This is a genomic window from Anaerotruncus sp. DFI.9.16 (assembly GCF_024461615.1).
Lineage (GTDB): Bacteria > Bacillota > Clostridia > Oscillospirales > Ruminococcaceae > Anaerotruncus > Anaerotruncus massiliensis.
Genome location: NZ_JANFZX010000001.1, coordinates 369,535 through 388,040, shown reverse-complemented (window position 1 = coordinate 388,040; position 18,506 = coordinate 369,535). Strand labels below are relative to the sequence as shown.

20 protein-coding genes are annotated in these 18,506 nt (G+C 68.6%); 18 read left to right on the top strand and 2 right to left on the bottom strand.

Annotated features, from left to right (window positions below):
• From cbiD to NE609_RS01825, 18 genes are all read left to right on the top strand, one after another.
• A partial coding sequence (cbiD, locus tag NE609_RS01910; protein ID WP_256151523.1) for a cobalt-precorrin-5B (C(1))-methyltransferase CbiD occupies positions 1 to 1,057 on the top strand: 1,057 nt, incomplete at its 5' end.
• A complete protein-coding gene (gene cobI / locus NE609_RS01905; protein ID WP_256151522.1) occupies positions 1,054 to 1,740 on the top strand; it encodes a precorrin-2 C(20)-methyltransferase in 687 nt (228 codons plus the stop codon). The genes cbiD and cobI, both read left to right, overlap by 4 nt.
• Positions 1,741 to 1,747: 7 nt before the next feature.
• Entirely contained in the window at positions 1,748 to 2,503 is a 756-nt protein-coding gene (gene cobM, locus NE609_RS01900; protein ID WP_256151521.1) for a precorrin-4 C(11)-methyltransferase, read from the top strand.
• Positions 2,500 to 3,534 (top strand): cobalt-precorrin 5A hydrolase, encoded by a 1,035-nt coding sequence (locus NE609_RS01895; protein WP_256151520.1) that lies wholly within the window; start codon positions 2,500 to 2,502, stop codon positions 3,532 to 3,534. The genes cobM and NE609_RS01895 overlap by 4 nt, the downstream gene beginning before the upstream one ends.
• Positions 3,531 to 4,262, top strand: coding sequence for a precorrin-3B C(17)-methyltransferase (gene cobJ, locus NE609_RS01890; protein WP_121585556.1), 732 nt, complete (start codon positions 3,531 to 3,533; stop codon positions 4,260 to 4,262). Before NE609_RS01895 ends, cobJ begins: the two co-directional genes overlap by 4 nt.
• The gene (gene cobK, locus NE609_RS01885; protein WP_256151519.1) at positions 4,255 to 5,502 is read left to right on the top strand and encodes a precorrin-6A reductase; all 1,248 of its coding nucleotides are present in this window, start codon (positions 4,255 to 4,257) and stop codon (positions 5,500 to 5,502) included. Before cobJ ends, cobK begins: the two co-directional genes overlap by 8 nt.
• Positions 5,503 to 5,524: 22 nt before the next feature.
• Positions 5,525 to 6,718 carry a precorrin-6y C5,15-methyltransferase (decarboxylating) subunit CbiE gene (gene cbiE / locus NE609_RS17715; protein ID WP_256151518.1) on the top strand — a complete coding sequence of 398 codons (1,194 nt, stop codon included), beginning with the start codon at positions 5,525 to 5,527 and terminating at the stop codon, positions 6,716 to 6,718.
• Complete coding sequence (locus NE609_RS01875) at positions 6,715 to 8,082, top strand: cobyrinate a,c-diamide synthase (protein ID WP_256151517.1); 1,368 nt, start codon at positions 6,715 to 6,717, stop codon at positions 8,080 to 8,082. Before cbiE ends, NE609_RS01875 begins: the two co-directional genes overlap by 4 nt.
• A 5-nt stretch (positions 8,083 to 8,087) precedes the next feature.
• Complete coding sequence (cobT, locus tag NE609_RS01870; RefSeq protein WP_256151516.1) at positions 8,088 to 9,146, top strand: nicotinate-nucleotide--dimethylbenzimidazole phosphoribosyltransferase; 1,059 nt, start codon at positions 8,088 to 8,090, stop codon at positions 9,144 to 9,146.
• A gap of 9 nt (positions 9,147 to 9,155) precedes the next feature.
• Complete coding sequence (locus tag NE609_RS01865) at positions 9,156 to 9,677, top strand: bifunctional adenosylcobinamide kinase/adenosylcobinamide-phosphate guanylyltransferase (RefSeq protein ID WP_256151515.1); 522 nt, start codon at positions 9,156 to 9,158, stop codon at positions 9,675 to 9,677.
• Positions 9,674 to 10,447, top strand: a complete 774-nt coding sequence (locus NE609_RS01860; RefSeq protein ID WP_256151514.1) for an adenosylcobinamide-GDP ribazoletransferase — start codon at positions 9,674 to 9,676, stop codon at positions 10,445 to 10,447. The genes NE609_RS01865 and NE609_RS01860 overlap by 4 nt, the downstream gene beginning before the upstream one ends.
• Positions 10,444 to 10,836, top strand: coding sequence for a bifunctional adenosylcobinamide kinase/adenosylcobinamide-phosphate guanylyltransferase (locus tag NE609_RS01855; protein ID WP_256151513.1), 393 nt, complete (start codon positions 10,444 to 10,446; stop codon positions 10,834 to 10,836). Before NE609_RS01860 ends, NE609_RS01855 begins: the two co-directional genes overlap by 4 nt.
• Complete coding sequence (locus NE609_RS01850) at positions 10,833 to 11,438, top strand: histidine phosphatase family protein (RefSeq protein WP_256151512.1); 606 nt, start codon at positions 10,833 to 10,835, stop codon at positions 11,436 to 11,438. Before NE609_RS01855 ends, NE609_RS01850 begins: the two co-directional genes overlap by 4 nt.
• A complete protein-coding gene (gene cbiB, locus NE609_RS01845; protein WP_256151511.1) occupies positions 11,431 to 12,402 on the top strand; it encodes an adenosylcobinamide-phosphate synthase CbiB in 972 nt (323 codons plus the stop codon). Before NE609_RS01850 ends, cbiB begins: the two co-directional genes overlap by 8 nt.
• 10 nt (positions 12,403 to 12,412) lie before the next feature.
• The gene (cobD, locus tag NE609_RS01840) at positions 12,413 to 13,465 is read left to right on the top strand and encodes a threonine-phosphate decarboxylase CobD (RefSeq protein WP_256151510.1); all 1,053 of its coding nucleotides are present in this window, start codon (positions 12,413 to 12,415) and stop codon (positions 13,463 to 13,465) included.
• Positions 13,466 to 13,467: 2 nt separating this feature from the next.
• On the top strand, positions 13,468 to 14,967 hold the full coding sequence (locus NE609_RS01835; protein ID WP_256151509.1) for a cobyric acid synthase: 1,500 nt from the start codon (positions 13,468 to 13,470) through the stop codon (positions 14,965 to 14,967).
• Complete coding sequence (locus NE609_RS01830; RefSeq protein WP_256151508.1) at positions 14,964 to 15,491, top strand: cob(I)yrinic acid a,c-diamide adenosyltransferase; 528 nt, start codon at positions 14,964 to 14,966, stop codon at positions 15,489 to 15,491. The genes NE609_RS01835 and NE609_RS01830 overlap by 4 nt, the downstream gene beginning before the upstream one ends.
• An 8-nt stretch (positions 15,492 to 15,499) precedes the next feature.
• Positions 15,500 to 16,144, top strand: coding sequence for a precorrin-8X methylmutase (locus tag NE609_RS01825; RefSeq protein ID WP_256151507.1), 645 nt, complete (start codon positions 15,500 to 15,502; stop codon positions 16,142 to 16,144).
• Positions 16,145 to 16,198: 54 nt separating this feature from the next.
• Here the strand turns inward: NE609_RS01825 and NE609_RS01820 are convergent, their stop codons facing one another.
• Positions 16,199 to 17,398, bottom strand: coding sequence for an LL-diaminopimelate aminotransferase (locus NE609_RS01820; RefSeq protein ID WP_256151506.1), 1,200 nt, complete (start codon positions 17,396 to 17,398; stop codon positions 16,199 to 16,201).
• 71 nt (positions 17,399 to 17,469) lie between these two features.
• Complete coding sequence (gene dapF / locus NE609_RS01815; protein WP_256151527.1) at positions 17,470 to 18,297, bottom strand: diaminopimelate epimerase; 828 nt, start codon at positions 18,295 to 18,297, stop codon at positions 17,470 to 17,472.
• Positions 18,298 to 18,506 lie beyond the last annotated feature (209 nt).

Here is an 18,506-nt window from a genome sequence, read left to right as displayed (position 1 = left end):
GGCCCCCGCCATCGCCCGGCTGGCGGGGGAGGCCCCCGCGCGGGTGGAGATCGGGACGCCGGAGGGCGTCCGGCTCGACCTGCCGGTGGAGAGCTGCGTGCTGGGACAGGGCTTTGCCCGGTGCGCCGTGCGCAAGGACGCGGGCGACGATATCGACGCGACCGACGGCGCGCTCGTCTGCGCCGAGGTGCGCCTCGGCGGGGAGGAGATCGTGGTCGACGGCGGCGAGGGGGTCGGGCGGGTTACCCGCGCGGGCCTCGAGCAGCCGGTGGGCGCGGCAGCCATCAACCGCGTCCCGCGGCTGATGATCGCGCACGAAGTGCGCGGCGCGCTCGAAGAGCGCGGCTGCCGCGCCGGGGCGGCGGTCGTGATTTCGGTCCCCGGCGGGGCCGAAATCGCGGCGCGGACCTACAATCCGCGGCTTGGGATCGAAGGGGGGATCTCGATCCTCGGGACGACGGGCATCGTCGAGCCGATGAGCGAGGCGGCGCTCGTGGATACGATCCGGACCGAGCTGAAGGTGCTTCGCGCGGCGGGAAACGGCCCCGTGCTCGTGACCCCCGGCAGCTATGGGGAGAACTTCTCGCGGGACGCGCTCGGATTGAGGGCTTCCCGCGCGGTGCTCTGCAGTAACTTCGTAGGCGAGACGCTCGACTGTGCCGCCGCCCTCGGCTTTGAGGGGGTGCTGCTTGTCGGTCATCTCGGCAAGTTCGTGAAGCTCGCGGGCGGCATCTTCCAGACGCACTCCCGCGTCGCGGACGCGCGCATGGAGATTCTGGCGGCGCACGCCGCGCTGGCCGGCGCGGATTCCGCGCTGACCGAAGAGCTGCTCGGCTGCGCCACGACCGACGCGGCGGCCGACCTGCTGGACGCGGCGGGGCTTCTGTCCCCGGTGATGCGTTCGGTGACGGAACATGCGGAAAAGCAGGTCAAACGGCGCGCCGGGGAGCTTTCGGCGGAACTGGTGATCTACACCAACGCGCGGGGAATCCTGGGGCAGAGCGGGGGAGCGGCAGAAATGCTGAAACGGCTGAGGGAAACGGAGGCGGCAAAATGAACGGGACACTCTACGGCGTGAGCGTCGGGCCGGGCGACCCGGGGCTCATCACCGTCCGGGCGGTGGAGGTGATCCGCGCCTGCGGCGTGATCGCGGTGCCACGCTCGTCGGACGGAGCGGAGCGGGTCGCGCTTGGGATCGCGGAAAACGCGGTGCCCGAACTTGGCAAAAAGGAGCTCGTCGAGCTTTCGATGCCGATGACGCGCGACCCGGACAGGCTCGAGGCCGCCCGCGCCGCCGCGGTGGAGTCATTGGCGGCGTATCTGCGCGCGGGAAGGGACGTCGCCTTCCTGACGATCGGGGACGTGACCGTCTATTCCACCTACGGCTACCTGCATGAGCGTGTAAAGGCAATGGGCTTTCCGGCGGAGATGATTGCCGGGGTGCCCTCCTTCTGCGCGGCGGCCGCCCGTCTGGGGGAGCCGCTCACCGACGCGGCAAAGCCCCTGCACATCATCCCCGCGCCCTACGAGGGCTTGGAGGAGGCGCTCGGTCTGCCGGGGACCAAGGTGCTGATGAAATCGGGAAAGTACTTCGGGGAGGTGCGGCGGCTGCTCGCCGGGCGCGGCACGGACGCCCGGATTGTCGAACGGTGCGGGCTTTCCGATGAGCGGGTCTACCGCTCGCTTGCCGACGCGCCCGAGGACGCGGGCTACCTTTCGATCATCATGGTAAAGGAGTGACGGCCTGATGGTGCATTTTGTGGGGGCGGGCTGCGGCGCACCCGACCTGATCACCCTGCGGGGACACCGGCTGCTGTCCGAGGCGGATGTCGTGATCTACGCGGGTTCCCTTGTGAACCCCGCGCTGCTCGAGGCTGTCAAGCCGGGCTGTGAAATCCATGACAGCGCCGGGATGACTTTGGAAGAGGTGTTTGCGGTCATGCGGTCCGCCGAGGCCGGCGGGAAGACGACGGTGCGCCTGCACACGGGCGACCCCGCGCTCTACGGCGCGATCCGGGAACAGATCGACCTGCTAAAGGAGGCGGGCATCCCCTACGACGTGACGCCGGGGGTCAGCGCCTTCAGCGGCGCGGCAGCCGCGCTCGGCGTGGAATATACGCTGCCCGGCGTCTCCCAGTCGGTCGTCATCACCCGGATGGCGGGCCGCACGCCGGTGCCCGAACGGGAGGAGATCGCCTCCTTCGCCGCCCACGGCGCGACGATGGTGATCTTCTTGAGCGCAGGCCTGCTGCCCGCGCTGCGGGAGCGGCTGCTCGCGGGCGGATACCGGGAGGACACGCCCGCCGCGGTCGTCTATAAGGCGTCGTGGCCAGATGAAAAATGCGTGGTCGGCAGGGTCGGGGACCTGCCCGCGATGGCGGAGGAAAACGGCATTTCCCGTATGGCGCTCATCCTCGTCGGGGAGTTCCTCGGTGAACAGTACGACCGCTCAAAGCTCTACGACCCCGCCTTTTCCCACGGCTTTCGGGAGGCGGAACAATGAAGCTCGCGATCGCGGCGTTTACCGGACGGGGCGCGGAGCTGGCGAACCGGCTGGCGGGAGCCCTCACGGACGCGGGGAGCCCCCCGCCCGAGGTCGCGGTTTTCGGGCGCGCGGGGGACTCCGGACGGAGCCTGCGCGACTGGACGGAAAGGGCGTTTTCCCACGCCGGCGGCATCGTGTTCGTCGGCGCGTGCGGCATCGCGGTGCGTGCGATCGCGCCCTTCGTCAGGGACAAATTGACCGATCCGGCGGTCGTCGCGGTCGACGAACGGGGAAAATACGCCGTGGCGCTGCTGTCGGGGCACGCCGGGGGAGCGAACGCATTGGCGGCCAGGGTCGCCGATGCGGCCGGCGGAACGCCGGTCGTCTCCACCGCCACCGACCTCGCCGGGATTTTCGCCGTGGATGTGTGGGCGGCGGAGCGTTCGCTCCATCTCGGTGAGCGGGCGCTCGCCAAGGAGGTTTCGGCGGCGCTGCTTGCCGGAGAGACGGTCGGCTTCGCGTGCGACTTTCCCGTTGCGGGCGTGCTTCCCGAAGGGCTGGCGGACGGCCCCGCCGCGCTGGGAATCTGCGTCACGCTCGACGCGGCAAAGGAGCCCTTTCCGCGCACCCTGCACGCCTTTCCGCGCGTCGTGACGGTCGGGGCCGGCTGCCGCAGGGGCATTTCCGCGGAAATGTTCGAGCGGGAAATCCTCGGGGCGCTCGGCGATGCCAGGATTCCGCTCGCGGCGGTCCGCCAGCTCGCGACGATCGACCGCAAGGCGGAGGAACCCTGTATCCTGGCGTTCTGCGAAAGGTACGGCCTGCCGCTCGCGGCCGCCTCCGCGGAGGTGCTTTCCGCTCTCGAGGGGGAGTTCACACCGTCGGAGTTCGTGCGCGGGACGGTGGGCGTGGACAACGTCTGTGAACGCGCGGCGCTTTACGCGTCGCGGGAAGGGCGCGTCATTATGAAAAAACATGCTGCGGGCGGCGTGACGGCCGCTGCCGCGGCGGACCGCTGGACCTGCGGGTTCGGGGAGGAAACAGGATGAAAAAGCTCTATGTCGTGGGGCTGGGCCCCGGCGACGAACAGAATATGACCGGCCGCGCGCTCGCGGCGCTCGAAGAGAGCGAGGTCATCGTGGGCTACACGGCCTATGTCGACCTCATCCGCGCCCGTTACCCGGAAAAGGCGTTCCTCGCCACCGCGATGCGCGGGGAGGTGGAGCGCTGCCGCATGGCGCTGGAGGCGGCCTGCGGGGGCAGAACCGTCGCGGTGGTGTCGAGCGGGGACGCCGGGGTCTACGGCATGGCGGGGCTCGTCTACGAGCTCGCGCAGGGGTACGACCCCATCGACATCGAGGTGGTGCCGGGCGTGACGGCCGCGTGCAGCGGCGCGGCGTTGCTCGGCGCGCCGCTCATCCACGACTTTGCGGTCATCTCGCTCAGCGACCTGCTCACCCCATGGGAGCTGATCGAACGGCGGCTCGACGCGGCGGGCAGAGCGGACTTCTGCATCTGCCTCTACAACCCGGCGAGCCGCCGCCGCGCCGACTACCTGCGGCGCGCGTGCGACATCCTGCTGCGCAGCCGCGCGCCCGAAACGGTCGCGGGGCTTGTGCGCAACGCGGGGCGGGCGGGGGAGTCCGCCCGCGTGCTGACCCTTGGGGAGCTGCGGGAGGCGCAGGCGGATATGTTTACGACCGTGTTTATCGGCAACTCCCAGACCAAGAAACTGAGCGGCGGCATGGTGACGCCGAGGGGGTACCGGGATGCCTAATTTCTTTGTGTTTGCCGGGACCACCGAGGGCAGGCGGCTGGTGGAGTTTCTCAGCAGGTGCGAGGGGACGAACGTCTGCGCGGGGGTCGCCACCGAATATGGAAAGACCCTGCTCCCCGAGGGGGTGCAGGTCTTTGCCGAGCGGCTGGACGCGGAGGGAATGGCCTCCCTGCTTCAATCGCTGCGGTTTGACTGCGTGGTCGACGCGACCCACCCCTACGCCGCCCTTGCGACCGAAAATATCCGCGCCGCCTGCGCGGCGACCGATACCCGGTACCTGCGCCTCTCCCGGCCGTCGAACACGCCCGAGGGCTGCGTCTATGTCGAGAGCGCCGAGCGCGCGGCGGAGGTGCTTGCCGCCACGACGGGCAAGGTGCTGCTCACCACCGGCAGCAAGGAGCTGGACGCGTTCGTGCGGGTGCCGGGCTACCAGGAGCGCATCTACCCGCGGGTGCTGCCGACCGTCGAATCGGTGCAGCGGTGCCTCGCGCTGGGCTTCCGGGTGCAGAACGTCATTGCGATGCAGGGGCCCTTCTCCCGCGAGATGAACGGGGCCACGATGCGTCAGATCGGCGCGTCTATTTTGGTGACCAAGGAGTCGGGAGACGCGGGCGGCTTTTCCGAAAAGCTCGGCGCGGCGCGGGACGCGGGCGCGGTGGCCGTCGTGATCGGCAGGCCGCGCGAGGAGAGCGGCCTGCCCTACGAGGACGCGGTGGAGGCGCTCACCCGCGACTTTGCCCTGCGGCCGGCGGACGCGGAAGCGGAACCCGCGGCGTATTTTCCGCTCTTCTCCAGACTGTCGAACTGCAAGATCGCGCTCTTCGGGGGCGGCGCGGACGCCCTCTCGAGCGCTACCGCGCTGCTGCCCTTCTGCCCGGGGCTCGTGGTGATCACGCCGCAGCCGTCCGCCGAGCTCGAATCGCTCGGCGTGCAGATCGTGCGGCGCGCCTACATGAAGGGGGACTGCGCGGGCTGCCGGCTCGTGATCGCCGCGACCGACAACCCCGACGTCGACCAGGCGATCTGCGAGGAGGCGCGGGCGGCGGGGATTCCCGCCGACGTGCCCGGCTCGCCCGAGCTGTGCGATTTCTATCTGCCCGCCCTGCTGCGGCGTGGCGGCGTGGTCGTCGGCGTGTCGGCGGGCGTGGACGAAAAGAAGCGCGCGCGGGAGATCGCGCGGGAGCTTTCCGGGCGGCTGGACCAGATCCTGCCCGGTCCGGAGGCGGACCATCGGGAGTGAACGGCGAGAGGAGGGGAACGCGGTGAAAGTTTACGTGATCGGGATGGGCGTGGGGAATCCCGCCCTGCTGACGGGGGAGGCGCTGGACGCGGCGAAAAGCTGCCGGGTGCTCGTCGGCGCGCGGCGTCTGCTGGAGGCGTTCCCCGGCGCCGCGCAGAAAATAGAGGCCTCCTCGCCCGCGCGGATGGCCGAGGCGGTCCGCGCGCACGAGGGCCCCGCGGGCGTGCTCGTCTCGGGGGACGTCGGGTTTTACAGCGCGGCGCGAAGCCTCGGGGCCCTGCTGCCGGAGGCCGAAATCCGATTTCTTCCGGGAATCTCCAGCTTGCAGTATTTCTGCGCGCGGCTGGGGACCGCGTGGGACGACGCGCGGGTCGTGAGCCTGCATGGACGCGACTGCGACTTCTGCGGGATCGCCGCGTCCAGCCCCAAGGTGTTCGCGCTGACGGGCGGCGAAAACAGCCCCGGCGCGCTCTGCGCCCGGCTTCGGGAAGCGGGGCTCGGCGCGGTGCGGGTTGAGGTCGGCGAACGGCTCTCCTACCCGGACGAGCGCGTCACGGGCGGAAACGCGGCGGAGCTCGCGGGACGGGCGTTCGACCCGCTGAGCGTCATGCTGGTGCGGAACCCGGACGCGCGGCCGCTTCCGGCGGCCCATGGCCTGCCGGACGGCGCATTTTTGCGCGGCGGCACGCCGATGACTAAGGAGGAGGTCCGCGCCGTCTCGGTCGCGAAGCTGCGCCTGCGGCGGGGGATGACTGTCTGGGACGTGGGCGCCGGCACCGGCTCGGTGAGCGTCGAGATCGCGCGGGTGCTCGGGGAAGGCGCGGTCTATTCCGTCGAACGGGAGCCGGATGCGCTCGCGCTGATCGAACAAAACCGCGCGAAATTCGGCCTTTGGAACCTGCGCCCGGTGGCGGGGAGCGCGCCCGGCGTACTGGGGGAGCTTCCCGCGCCCGACGCCGTCTTCGTCGGCGGCTCGTCGGGGAACCTCGCGGAGATCGTCGGCGCGGCGCTCGAAAAAAATCCCGGCGCGCGGATCGTCGTGAACGCCGTCACGCTCGAGACGGTCACGGAGGCGCTCGGCTGCTTCGGGCGGTTTTCCCTGCGGGAGCCCGACGCGGTGCAGCTTTCGGTCTCCCGCGTGCGGGAGGCCGGGCATTACCACATGATGCAGGCCCAGAACCCCGTGTGGGTCCTGAGCGCGGGAGGGAGCGAATGACGGTCCGGTTTCCGCGCCTGCTGGTCGCCGCGCCCGCGAGCGGCAGCGGCAAAACGACGGTCACCTGCGCGCTGCTGCGCGCGCTGTCCGGACGCGGCCGACGGGCGGCCTCCTTCAAGTGCGGGCCCGACTACATCGACCCGATGTTCCACCGGGAGAGCGTCGGCGCGGCCTATTCCGCCAACCTCGACCTCTTTCTTTCCGACGGGGATACGGCGCGCCGCCTGCTTGCGAAGGGCGCTGAACACGCGGATATCGCCCTCATCGAGGGCGCGATGGGCTATTACGACGGGATTGCGGTTTCGTCCGACGCGTCGGCCTACGCCGTCGCCCGCGCGACCGGTGCGCCCGTCCTGCTCGTCGTCTCCTGCCGGGGGATGGCGGCCTCCGTTGCCGCACAGGTCAGAGGCTTTACAGGCTACCGGCCCGACGCAAACATCGCCGCGGTGCTGCTCAACCACCTTTCCGCCGCGCGCTACCCCGAAGTAAAGGCGCTCGTCGAGCGGGAATGCGGCGTCCCGGTCGCCGGGTACCTGCCGCCGATGCCCGGATGCGCGTTTGAAAGCCGCCACCTCGGCCTCGTGACCGCCGGGGAGGCCGCGGAGCTCGGGCGGAAGCTGGACGAACTCGCCGGGGCGCTGGAACAGGCGGCCGACCTGCCGATGCTGCTCCAGATTGCGGAATCCGCGCCGCCGCTCTCCTATGAACCGTCTTGTCTGTCCCGCGTTGAGGGAAAGCCCCGGATCGCTGTGGCGCGGGACGCGGCGTTCTGTTTCTACTACGAGGATACTCTTTCGCTGCTGCGGGAGATGGGGGCGGAGCTTACCTTTTTCAGCCCGCTTTCGGACGCGGCGCTGCCGGAGGGCGCGGGCGGGCTGCTGCTCGGCGGCGGATACCCCGAGCTGTACGCGGAAACGCTCTCCCGTAACGGGCCGATGCGCCGCGCGGTCAGGGCCGCGATCGAGGGCGGGATGCCAGCCATCGCGGAGTGCGGCGGTTTTTTGTACCTGCACCGGAGCCTTGAGGACGCGGACGGGAACGCCCATGCGATGGCGGGCGTGATCGCGGCGGAGGGTTTCCGGACCGGGCGGCTCGGGCGGTTTGGGTATGTGACGCTCACCGCGCGGGAGGAGAACCTGCTCTGCGGCGCGGGAGAGACGCTGCGCGCGCATGAATTCCACTATTGGGACAGCACCGGCCCGGGCGCCGCCTTTGCGGCCCAAAAGCCGCAGAGCTCCCGCGGCTGGGACTGCGTACACGCGGGGAGGGCCCTCTACGCGGGGTTTCCGCACCTCTATCTGGCGGGCGCGCCAAAAGCTGCCGAACGCTTTCTGCGCGCGGCGGCCGACTACCAAAGGGGATGAGACGGATGAATCTGGAAGAAGCACTCAGGCAGATTACCCCGCCCGACGAACGGGCCGGGCAGGAAGCAAAGGCGCGGTGGGACAGCATCGCAAAGCCGCTCGGGAGCCTCGGGCTGCTGGAGGAGGCGGTGATCCGCGTCGCGGCGCTCACCGGAAGCGCACGGGTGGAGCTGGACAGGCGCTGCGCGACCGTCTTCTGCGCCGACAACGGCGTGGTCGCCGAGGGCGTGACCCAGACGGGCAGCGAGGTGACCGCCGTCGTGGCGGAGAACTTTACGCGCGGGGACGCGAGCGTCTGCGCGATGGCGCGCGCAGCGCGCTGCGACGTGATTCCCGTGGACATCGGCGTCGCGCGCGACCTGTCGGGAGAGGGGCTCGTCGTCCACAAGCTCGGCTACGGGACGGGCAACATCGCCCGCGGCCCCGCGATGACGCGGGAGCAGGCGCTCGACGCAATCACCTTCGGGATTTCCCTCGTGGGGGAACTGAAGCAGAAGGGCTACCGGATCGTCGCCACGGGGGAGATGGGCATCGGCAACACCACGACGAGCAGCGCGGTGACCGCCGCGCTCCTCGGCCTTCCGGCCGAGGAGGTGACGGGGCGGGGCGCGGGACTCACGAGCGAGGGGCTCGCCCATAAGATCAAGACGGTCGAGCGCGCGCTCGTCGTCAACCACCCCGATCCGAACGACGGCGTCGACGTGCTCGCCAAGGTGGGCGGCTTCGATCTCGCGGGGCTGGCGGGCGTCTTTCTGGGCGGCGCGGTCTACCGCGTGCCCGTGCTGATCGACGGGTTCATTTCGGCCGCGGCGGCGCTGGTCGCGGCGCGCATCTGCCCCGCCGTGAAAAAGGCGATGCTCGCCTCCCATCTCTCCGATGAGCCCGCGGCGGCGCTGGCGCTCGGCGCGCTCGGCCTGCGCCCGCTCATCACGGCGGGCATGTGCCTCGGTGAGGGGACGGGCGCGGTGGCGGCGCTGCCGCTTCTTGACATGGCGCTGGCCGTCTACCGGGAGATGAGCACCTTCCGGGAGATCGAGATCGACGCCTACCAGCCGCTCAGTTAGGTGGGCGGGGTGCTGACGCTGATCATCGGCGGGGCCGCGAGCGGAAAATCGGAATATGCCGAGCGCCTCGCGGCGGCGGCCCCCGGGCCGCGCGTCTACCTCGCAACGATGCGCCGCCACGACGCGGAGTGCGAGGCGCGGATCAAAAAGCACCGCGCCGCCCGCGCGGGGCGCGGGTTCGTCACCTGCGAGCGGGAGGCCGGCCTCGCGGGACTGGCGCTCCCGGCAGGGACCCGAACGGTGCTGTTGGAGGACCTCGGCAATCTCGCCGCCAACGAGCTCTACGGCGGCGCGGGGGAGGGGGCGTTTGACGCGGCGCTCGCGGGGATCGACGAACTTTGCGTGCGGGCCGCGCGGGTCTATGTCGTCTCCAACGAGGTCTTTTCCGACGGCGCGCCCTACGACCCCGGCACGCGGCGCTATATCGAACTGCTCGGCGCGCTCAACCAGGCGCTTGCCGCGCGGGCGGACCGGGTCGTGGAGGTCGTCTGCGGGATACCGCTCATCTGGAAGGGAGGAACAACGGAATGAAAAAGCTGCTGCGCTCGCTGGCGATGGCCTTTTCGATGTATTCCATCCTCCCGGCTCCGCGCGTCGAATGGAAAGCGGAGAACATGCGCTACGCCTTCTGCTTCTTCCCGCTGATCGGCGTCGTGATCGGCGCGGCGGAATTCGGCTGGCTGTGGCTCTGCCGCCTCTTTGGCGTCGGGCCGGGGCTGACCGCCGCCGTCGCCACGGCGATCCCCGTCCTGCTCTCGGGCGGCATCCATCTCGACGGGTTCTGCGACACCTCCGACGCGCTCGCCTCCCACGCCCCGGCCGAACGCAAGCTCGAGATCATGAAGGACCCGCATATCGGCGCCTTCGGAGTGATGGCCTGCGTGCTCTGCCTGCTGCTCACCTTCGGCCTGTGGACCCAGTACCGCTTTCATCCGCGCACGGCGGGGATGTTGGCGCTGGGATTTGTGCTCTCCCGGTCGCTCAGCGGGCTCACGGTCGTCTCGATGCGCTGCGCCAAGCCGGGCGGGCTGGCCGCCCTCTTTTCGGAAAACGCCGCGAAGGGACGGGTGCGCGCGCTGCTGGCGGTGCTGGCGCTCCTCTGCGCCGCCGCAATGCTGGCGCTTTCCCCGTCGGCGGGCGCGGCGGGCCTGCTCGCGGCGCTGGTGGTGCTGCTGCACTACCGCTGGCTCGCCTACCGCTGCTTCGGCGGGATCACCGGCGACCTCGCCGGGTATTTTTTGACGGTGTGCGAGGCGGCGATCCTCGCGGCGGCCGTTCTTTTTGAGGGGGTGCTGCTGTGAAGCTGGTGATCGGAGGCCGCGCGCAGGGAAAGTGCGCGCTCCTGCTCGCGCGGGAGGGGCTGTCGCCCGCCGACGTATGCGACGGGGAGACCTGCCCGCTCGACCCGCCGCCCGAAACGCCCGTCATCAATCACGTGCACCTGCTGGCGCGGCGGCTGCTCGAGGCGGGGCGCGACCCGGTGGAAATTCTGGCGCGCTATGCCGACGCGCACCCGGACGCGATTTTTATCAGCGACGAGGTCGGCTGCGGCGTGGTGCCGCTCGACCCGTTTGACCGCGCATGGCGGGAGGCGGCGGGGAGAGTCTGCTGCATGCTCGCGGAGAAAAGCGATACCGTCCTGCGCGTCTATGCGGGCATCCCGGCGGTCATCAAGGGGGGAGAGGCGTGAAGATCATTTTCATCCGTCACGGCCCCACCCCGGGGAACCTCGCGCGCCGCTATATCGGGAGCACCGACGAGCCGCTCGCGCCCGGGGCCCTGCCGGGCTGCCCCGCCCCGGCGGCGGAGCGGGTCTACGTGAGCCCGCTGCTCCGCTGCCGCCAGACGGCGGCGCTCCTCTATCCCGCCGTAGCGCCGGCAACGGTGCCCGACCTGCGCGAATGCGACTTCGGCGCGTTTGAAAACAAGAGCTATGAGCAGCTTCAAAACGATCCCGCCTACCGCGCGTGGATGGACGACCGCACCGGGACGCTCGCGCCGCCCGGCGGGGAGGACACCGCCGCCTTCCGGCGGCGGTGCTGCCGCGCTTTTGAGGAGATTGTGGAGCGATGCCTCGCGGACGGCGTCTCCTCGGCGGCGTTCGTCGTGCACGGCGGCACGATCATGGCGGTGATGGAGCGGTTCGCCGAGACGGATTCCCCGCGCGGCTTCTACGACTGGCAGCCGGAAAACTTCGGCGGCTGGACCGCGTGCACGACGCGGGAGCTCTGGCGGGACCGCCGGGTCCTCACCGGCGTGCGGAAGCTGGGGGAGGGCGCCTCCGATGCTTGACCGGGTGATCGCCATCGGGCTGGGGTTTCTGCTCGACGCGGCCTTGGGGGACCCGCACGGGTTCCCGCATCCCGTTCGGTGGATCGGGCGGCTGATCTCCGCGCTGGAAGAATTCCTGCGCTCCCGCTTCCCCAAATCGCCGCGCGGCGAACGGACGGCGGGGCGGCTGCTCGCCCTGCTGACCGTCCTCATTTCGGCGGGCGCGGCGTGGGGGCTGCTGTGGTTTTCGCGGCGCCTTCTGGGCCGGTGGGCCGCTCTCGCGGTGGAGACGGTCCTCTGCTACTGGCTTGTCGCCGCGCGCTCCCTGCGCGACGAGAGCATGAAGGTCCACGCCGCGCTTGCGGCGGGCGACCTGCCCGGCGCGCGGCAGGCCGTTTCGATGATCGTCGGGCGGGACACCGCCATGCTCTCCGAAGAGGGGGTCGCCAAGGCGGCGGTCGAGACGGTCGCGGAGAACACGGGCGACGGGGTCGTCGCACCGCTCTTTTTCCTCGCGCTCGGCGGCGCGCCGCTCGGCTTCCTCTACAAGGCGGTCAACACCCTCGACTCGATGGTCGGCTACAAAAACGACCGCTACCGGGAGTTTGGGCGCTGCTCCGCGAAGCTCGACGATCTTCTCAACTGGATTCCCGCGCGGCTTTCCGCGCTCCTCATGATCGCGGCCGCCGCCCTCTGCGGGCTTGACGCGCGCGGCGCGGCACGCATCTGGCGGCGCGACCGCCGAAACCACCAGAGCCCCAACAGCGCGCAGACCGAGGCGGTCTGCGCCGGCGCGCTGGGGGTGCGCCTCGCGGGGGACGCCTCCTACGGCGGCGTGCCCGTAAAAAAGCCCACGATCGGCGACAGCCGCCGCGCCGTGGAGCCGGAGGACGTCCGGCGGGCCAACCGGCTGATGTATAGGACCTCCCTGCTGGCGCTGGGGACGTTCCTCGCGGTAAAAATATTGATTTTATACCATCTATAAAGGAGAACACATGGACAGACAGCTTCACGGCGGCGATACCTACGGGCATCCGTCCGCGCTCGACTTTTCCTCCAACACAAGCCCGCTCGGGCTGCCGGAGAGCGTCCAGAAGGCGCTTGCCGGTTCGGTCGGCGACTGGGACGGCTATCCCGACCCGCTCTGCCGCGACCTGACGGCGGCGATCGCGGCGGCGGACGGGGTGCCCGCCGCGTGGGTCCACTGCGGCAACGGCGCGGCGGACCTCATCTTCCGCGTGGCGCAGGCGCTGAAGCCCCGCCGCGCGCTCACGCTCGCGCCCACCTTTTCGGAGTACGAATACGCCCTCGCGGCGGCGGGGTGCGAGACGGCCTTCCATCCGCTGCACGAGAAGGACAACTTCGCGCTGACCGACACGATCCTGGGCAAGCTGAGCCCCGCGCTCGACCTCGTGATGCTCTGCAACCCCAATAACCCCACCGGCCAGCCCGTCGACGGGGAGCTGCTGCGCCGCATCCTCAAAAAATGCGCCGACTGCAAGATCACGCTGCTGGTCGACGAGTGCTTCGTGCCCTTCCTCGACGAGCCGGAGGCGCACACCCTCAAGGGGGAGCTTGCCGCGCATAAGAACCTGATTGTCTTGCGGGCGTTCACCAAGCTCTACGCGATGGCGGGCCTGCGGCTCGGTTATCTGCTCTGCGCGAACCCTGAGACGATCGAGGCGGTCTGCGCCTGCGAGCCGCCGTGGAACGTCTCGCTGCCCGCGCAGACGGCGGGGATCGCCGCCCTCGCGGACGGGGAGTACGACTCCCGCGTGCGGGAGGTCGTCAAGGCGGAGCGGAAATACCTCGCCGGGGAGCTGCAAAAGCTCGACCTGCGGGTGCTCGGGTCGCGGGCGAACTACCTCTTCTTCAAGTGCAACGCCTGCCGCGATCTCGATGCGCTGCTCGAACAGCGCGGCATCCTCATCCGTCCGTGCGGCAACTTCCGGGGGCTGGACGAGCGGTTTTACCGCGCGGCGGTCAAGACGCACGCGCAGAACGAGCGGCTGGTCGAGGCGCTTACGGAGATTTTGAAGGGGGCGTAGGCTTGGCGAAGGCGATCATGGTGCAGGGGACCTCGTCGGGCGCGGGCAAGAGCCTGCTGGCGGCCGCGCTCTGCCGGATCTTCCGGCAGGACGGCTATTCCGTCGCGCCCTTCAAATCGCAGAACATGGCGCTCAACTCATTCATCACCGACGAGGGGCTCGAGATGGGCCGCGCGCAGGTGGTGCAGGCCCAGGCGGCGGGGATCGCGCCGTCGGTGCGCATGAACCCCATCCTGCTCAAGCCCTCCTCCGACACCGGTTCGCAGGTGATCGTGAACGGCGAGGTGCTCGGCGACATGAGCGCCGCCGAATATATTAAAAGGAAGCGGGAGCTCGTCCCGAAGGTCGTGGAGGCGTATGAATCGCTCGCGGCGCAATACGACGTGATCGTGCTTGAGGGCGCGGGCAGCCCGGCGGAGATCAACCTCAAGGCGGAGGACATCGTCAATATGGGCATGGCGCGGCTTGCCAAAGCGCCCGTCCTGCTGGCGGGGGACATCGACCGGGGCGGAGTGTTCGCCTCGTTGGCGGGCACCGTCCTGCTGCTGGAACCGGACGAGCGCGCGATGGTGCGGGGGCTTGTCATCAATAAATTCCGCGGCGACCGGGAGATTCTGCGGCCGGGGCTCGACCAGATCGCGGGCATCACCGGCGTGCCGGTCGTGGGCGTGGTGCCCTGGCTCGACGTTGACATCGACGACGAGGACAGCCTCTCCGAGCGGCTCACGGGCCGCGGCGGCCCTGCGCTTGTCGACATCGCGGTCGTGCGCCTGCCCCGCATCGCCAACTTCACCGATTTCGCCCCACTCGAGCGGGTCCCTGGCGTCTCGGTGCGGTATGCCGCGTCGCCCGCCGCGCTGGGAAGCCCCGACCTCATCGTCCTGCCGGGCAGCAAGAACACGATGGAGGACCTTCTGTGGCTGCGGCAGAACGGGCTGGAGGCCGCCGTCAAAAAGCACGCGGCGGCGGGCGGCGCGGTGCTGGGCATCTGTGGCGGCTACCAGATGCTCGGCGAGCGCCTCGCAGACCCCGACGGGGTCGAGCACGGCGGGACCCTCAACGGCCTCGGCCTGCTGCCCGTCCGGACGGTGTTCGCCAAAGAAAAGACCCGCACCCGCGTGACGGGCCGCTTTGAAAGGGCGGAAGGAATTTTTTCCGGGCTTTCGGGCGCGGCGTTCGAGGGCTACGAAATCCACATGGGCCGCACGGAGCGGAACTGCCCGCCGTTGATGGAGTTGCGTACCGGGCGGGGAGAAGGGAAGCCGGACGGCGCGTCGCGCGGGAATGTCTGCGGCAGCTATGTGCACGGGCTCTTCGACAGCGGCGAGACCGCCGCCGCGCTGGTGCGCTGCCTCTGTAAGGCAAAAGGTCTTGACACATCCGACATCGCGGCCGTCGATGCAAAATCCTACCGGGAGGCGCAGTACGACAAGCTCGCGGCGGCGGTACGGGAGAGCCTCGACATGGGCGCGGTCTACAAAATTTTGGAGGAAGGCATATGAACAGGGGGCTGATCCACATCTACTGCGGCGACGGCAAGGGCAAGACGACCGCCGCGATCGGGCTTGCGGTGCGTGCCGCCGGACGGGGCATGCCGGTGCTGATCGCGCAGTTTCTAAAGGGGAGGGACAGCGGCGAGCTGCACGCGCTCGCGAAAATCCCCGAAATCACCCTTCTGCGCGGCAAGGCGGGTGACAAGTTCACCTTCCAGATGGACGAGCGGGAGCTCCAGCAGACCTACGACGAGAACAGCAAGCTCCTGCTCTCCGTCGTGGAGGCGGCAAGGGCGGGGAAGTGTAAGTTGCTGATCCTCGACGAGATCATGGGGTCGCTCGCCACCGAGACGGTGGACGCCGACCTGCTGCGCAGCCTTGTGGAGCAAAAGCCGGCGGGGCTCGAGCTGGTCCTCACCGGCCGCAACCCGCCCGACTGGCTGGTCGAGGCGGCGGACTACGTCTCGGAGATCAAAAAGCAGAAGCACCCCTTCGACCGGGGAATCCCCGCGCGCGAGGGAATCGAACTGTGAGGGACGCCATGAAAAAAGAGCTGGAACACCTGCTGCCCGCCGATATCGAGCGGCGCAGCTTCGAGATCATCTCGGCGGAGCTGGAAGAGCGGGGGATCGCGCTGCCGGAGGAGACGGCCGCCGTCGTCAAGCGGGTCATCCACACGACCGCCGACTTCGACTACGCGGGAAGTCTCGTCTTTTCGCCCGGCGCCGTGGAGACGGCGCGCGAAGCCCTGCGCGCGGGCGCGTCGGTCGTGACCGACACGCAGATGGCCAGAGCGGGAATCAATAAGGCCTCCCTCGCGCGGTTCGGCGGGGAGGTCCACTGCTTCATGTCCGACCCGGAGGTGGCCGCCAGGGCAAAGGAAAACGGCACGACCCGCGCCGTCGCCTCGATGGAGAAGGCTTCCGCGCTGTCCGGGCCGCTCCTCTTCGCAGTCGGCAACGCGCCTACGGCGCTCATTCGGCTGTGCGAGCTGATTTCCGAGGGGAGGCTCCGGCCCGCGGCTGTGATCGGCGTGCCGGTGGGGTTCGTAAACGTCGTCGAGGCCAAGGAGCTGCTGCTCGAAAGCGGCGTGCCCTGCATTGTGGCGCGGGGACGCAAGGGAGGCAGCAACGTCGCCGCCGCGATCGTGAACGCCCTGCTCTACGGGCTGGAGGGCGGACGGTAAAATAATAAGGGGCGCGGAACCGATCGGTTCCGCGCCCCTTTATGCGTTGACTAATTATTTGAGCAGCGCCTTGAACCGCTCCATCGCCTCGGCGGTCTGCTCGCGGCTGGAAAAGCCGGTGAGGCGGAAATATCCCTCGCCGTTGACGCCGAAGCCCGCGCCCGGCGTGCCGACGACGGCGACGTTTTCGAGCAGGTAGTCGAAGAATTCCCACGACTTCATGCCGTTCGGGCACTCCATCCAGATGTAGGGGGAGTGGATGCCGCCGAAATAACGGATCCCCAGCTCGGAAAGCGTGTCTGCGATGAGACGGGCGTTCGCCTTGTAGTAGCCGACCATCTCCTGCGCCTGACGCACGCCCTCCTCGGAGAAGACGGCGGCCGCGCCGCGCTGGATGATGTAGGAGACGCCGTTGAATTTGGTGGTCTGGCGGCGGAGCCACATGTGGTTGAGGGAGAGCGTTCCGCCGTCGGAGGCGCGCATCGTCAGCTCTTTGGGCACCACGGTGTAGGCGCAGCGGGTGCCGGTGAAGCCGGCCGTTTTGGAGAGGGAGCAGAACTCGATCGCGCATTTCTTCGCGCCCTCGACGGCGAAGATGCTGTGCGGGAGGCTGTCGTCACCGATAAACGCCTCGTAGGCCGCGTCAAACAGGATAATCGCCTGATTGTCGAGCGCGTAGGAGACCCAGGCCTTCAGCTGGTCGAGGCTGTAGACCGCGCCGGTCGGGTTGTTGGGGGAGCAGAGGTAGATGAGGTCGGCATGCACGTCGGGATTGGGCATCGGCAGAAAGCCGTTTTCCGCGTTGGCGTTCATGTAGAGCACCGTGCGGCCGTCCATGACGTTGGTGTCGACGTAGACGGGGTAGACGGGGTCGGGGATGAGCACGATGTTTTCGACGTCGAAGAGGTCGGTGATATTGCCCACGTCGCTCTTCGCGCCGTCGCTGGCGAAGATTTCATCGGGCTCGAGCGCCACGCCGTGGCGGGCGTAGTAGTCCCTGATCGCGCCGCGCAGGAAATCGTACCCCTGCTCGGGGCCGTACCCGTGGAAGGAGGAGGCGTCCGCCATATCGTCGACCGCGCCGTGCAGGGCGGAGACGACCTCGGGCATGAGCGGGAGGGTCACGTCGCCGATTCCCATCCGGATGATCTTTTTGTCGGGATGCGCCGCCGTAAAGGCGTTCACCCGCTTTGCGATATCGGAAAACAGGTAACTCTCCTTGAGGTTCTGGTAGTGTTCATTGAGCTTTGGCATCGTTCATCACTCCTGTTGAGATATCAAAAATGCCCGCCGCGCGTCAGCGTACCGGGCATTTTTCAGTCGCTTTATAGATCGATTTCCATCACGCCGTCGAAGACGTGGGAGGCGGGGCCCTCCATCAGGACGGTAAAGTCCTCCCGGCAGGTGATTTTCAGTTCGCCGCCGCGCAGGCGCACGGTGACCTCGTCGCCGGCGTCGCAGTGCCCGTTGACGACCGCCGCGACGACCGCCGCGCAGGCGCCGGTGCCGCAGGCGAAGGTCTCGCCGCTTCCGCGCTCCCACACCCGCATTTTGAGAGTCTGACGGTCGACGAGCTCGATGAATTCAGTGTTGATGCGGTCGGGGAATTTCTCGTGGTTTTCAAAGAGGGGGCCGATGTCCTCGAGCGGCAGGTCCTCCACGTCGTCGCAGAAGATGACGGCGTGGGGATTTCCCATCGAGACGCAGGTGACGAGAAAGACCTCCCCGTGCACAAGCATCGGCTGGCTGACAAAGTCGTCATAGTCGGTTTCGACGGGGATATCCCTGGCGCGCAGGGACGCCCTGCCCATATCGACCCGCACGGTCGACACCTTTCCATCCTCCAGCGTGAGCTCAAGCGTCTTGACGCCGCTTCTGGTGTCGATCTGCAAGGTTTTGCGGTCGGTAAACCCGCGGTCATAGACGTATTTTCCGACGCAGCGGATGGCGTTGCCGCACATCTTTCCCTCCGAGCCGTCGGCGTTAAACATGCGCATCTCAAAATCCGCCCGGTCGGAGGGGCAGATGAGGATGAGGCCGTCGGAGCCGACGCCGAAGTGGCGGTCGCTCACGATGCGCGCCACCTCCTCCGGGTGCTTGAGCTTGTGCTCGAGGCAGTTGACGTAGATATAGTCGTTCCCGAGGCCGTGCATCTTGGAAAAATGTAGCTTCAATTCCTTCGTTCCTCCATGGTTTCGGCGGACGGCTGCCGTCCGGTTCTTCCAAAGGCTTCTTCTGACTCTTTATTTTAACGCAAACCTTCACTCTTGTAAAGTGAAAAAAGCGGCGGCTTGTGCGCTGGAGACGTTTATGCTACAATATCCGCATGACAGACAGCCCCGCCGCCCGCTCTGCGGCAGGC

Excerpts from the sequence above, each read along its gene's own strand:
- cobM (WP_256151521.1), top strand. The coding sequence starts at position 1,748 with ATGGTGCATTTTGTGGGGGCGGGCTGCGGCGCACCCGACCTGATCACC.
- cobJ (WP_121585556.1), top strand. The coding sequence starts at position 3,531 with ATGAAAAAGCTCTATGTCGTGGGGCTGGGCCCCGGCGACGAACAGAAT.
- dapF (WP_256151527.1), bottom strand. The coding sequence starts at position 18,297 with ATGCACGGCCTCGGGAACGACTATATCTACGTCAACTGCCTCGAGCAC.
- cobI (WP_256151522.1), top strand. The coding sequence starts at position 1,054 with ATGAACGGGACACTCTACGGCGTGAGCGTCGGGCCGGGCGACCCGGGG.
- cobK (WP_256151519.1), top strand. The coding sequence starts at position 4,255 with ATGCCTAATTTCTTTGTGTTTGCCGGGACCACCGAGGGCAGGCGGCTG.
- NE609_RS01895 (WP_256151520.1), top strand. The coding sequence starts at position 2,500 with ATGAAGCTCGCGATCGCGGCGTTTACCGGACGGGGCGCGGAGCTGGCG.
- NE609_RS01830 (WP_256151508.1), top strand. The coding sequence starts at position 14,964 with ATGAACAGGGGGCTGATCCACATCTACTGCGGCGACGGCAAGGGCAAG.
- NE609_RS01875 (WP_256151517.1), top strand. The coding sequence starts at position 6,715 with ATGACGGTCCGGTTTCCGCGCCTGCTGGTCGCCGCGCCCGCGAGCGGC.
- cobT (WP_256151516.1), top strand. The coding sequence starts at position 8,088 with ATGAATCTGGAAGAAGCACTCAGGCAGATTACCCCGCCCGACGAACGG.
- NE609_RS01825 (WP_256151507.1), top strand. The coding sequence starts at position 15,500 with ATGAAAAAAGAGCTGGAACACCTGCTGCCCGCCGATATCGAGCGGCGC.
- NE609_RS01860 (WP_256151514.1), top strand. The coding sequence starts at position 9,674 with ATGAAAAAGCTGCTGCGCTCGCTGGCGATGGCCTTTTCGATGTATTCC.
- cobD (WP_256151510.1), top strand. The coding sequence starts at position 12,413 with ATGGACAGACAGCTTCACGGCGGCGATACCTACGGGCATCCGTCCGCG.
- cbiB (WP_256151511.1), top strand. The coding sequence starts at position 11,431 with ATGCTTGACCGGGTGATCGCCATCGGGCTGGGGTTTCTGCTCGACGCG.
- NE609_RS01820 (WP_256151506.1), bottom strand. The coding sequence starts at position 17,398 with ATGCCAAAGCTCAATGAACACTACCAGAACCTCAAGGAGAGTTACCTG.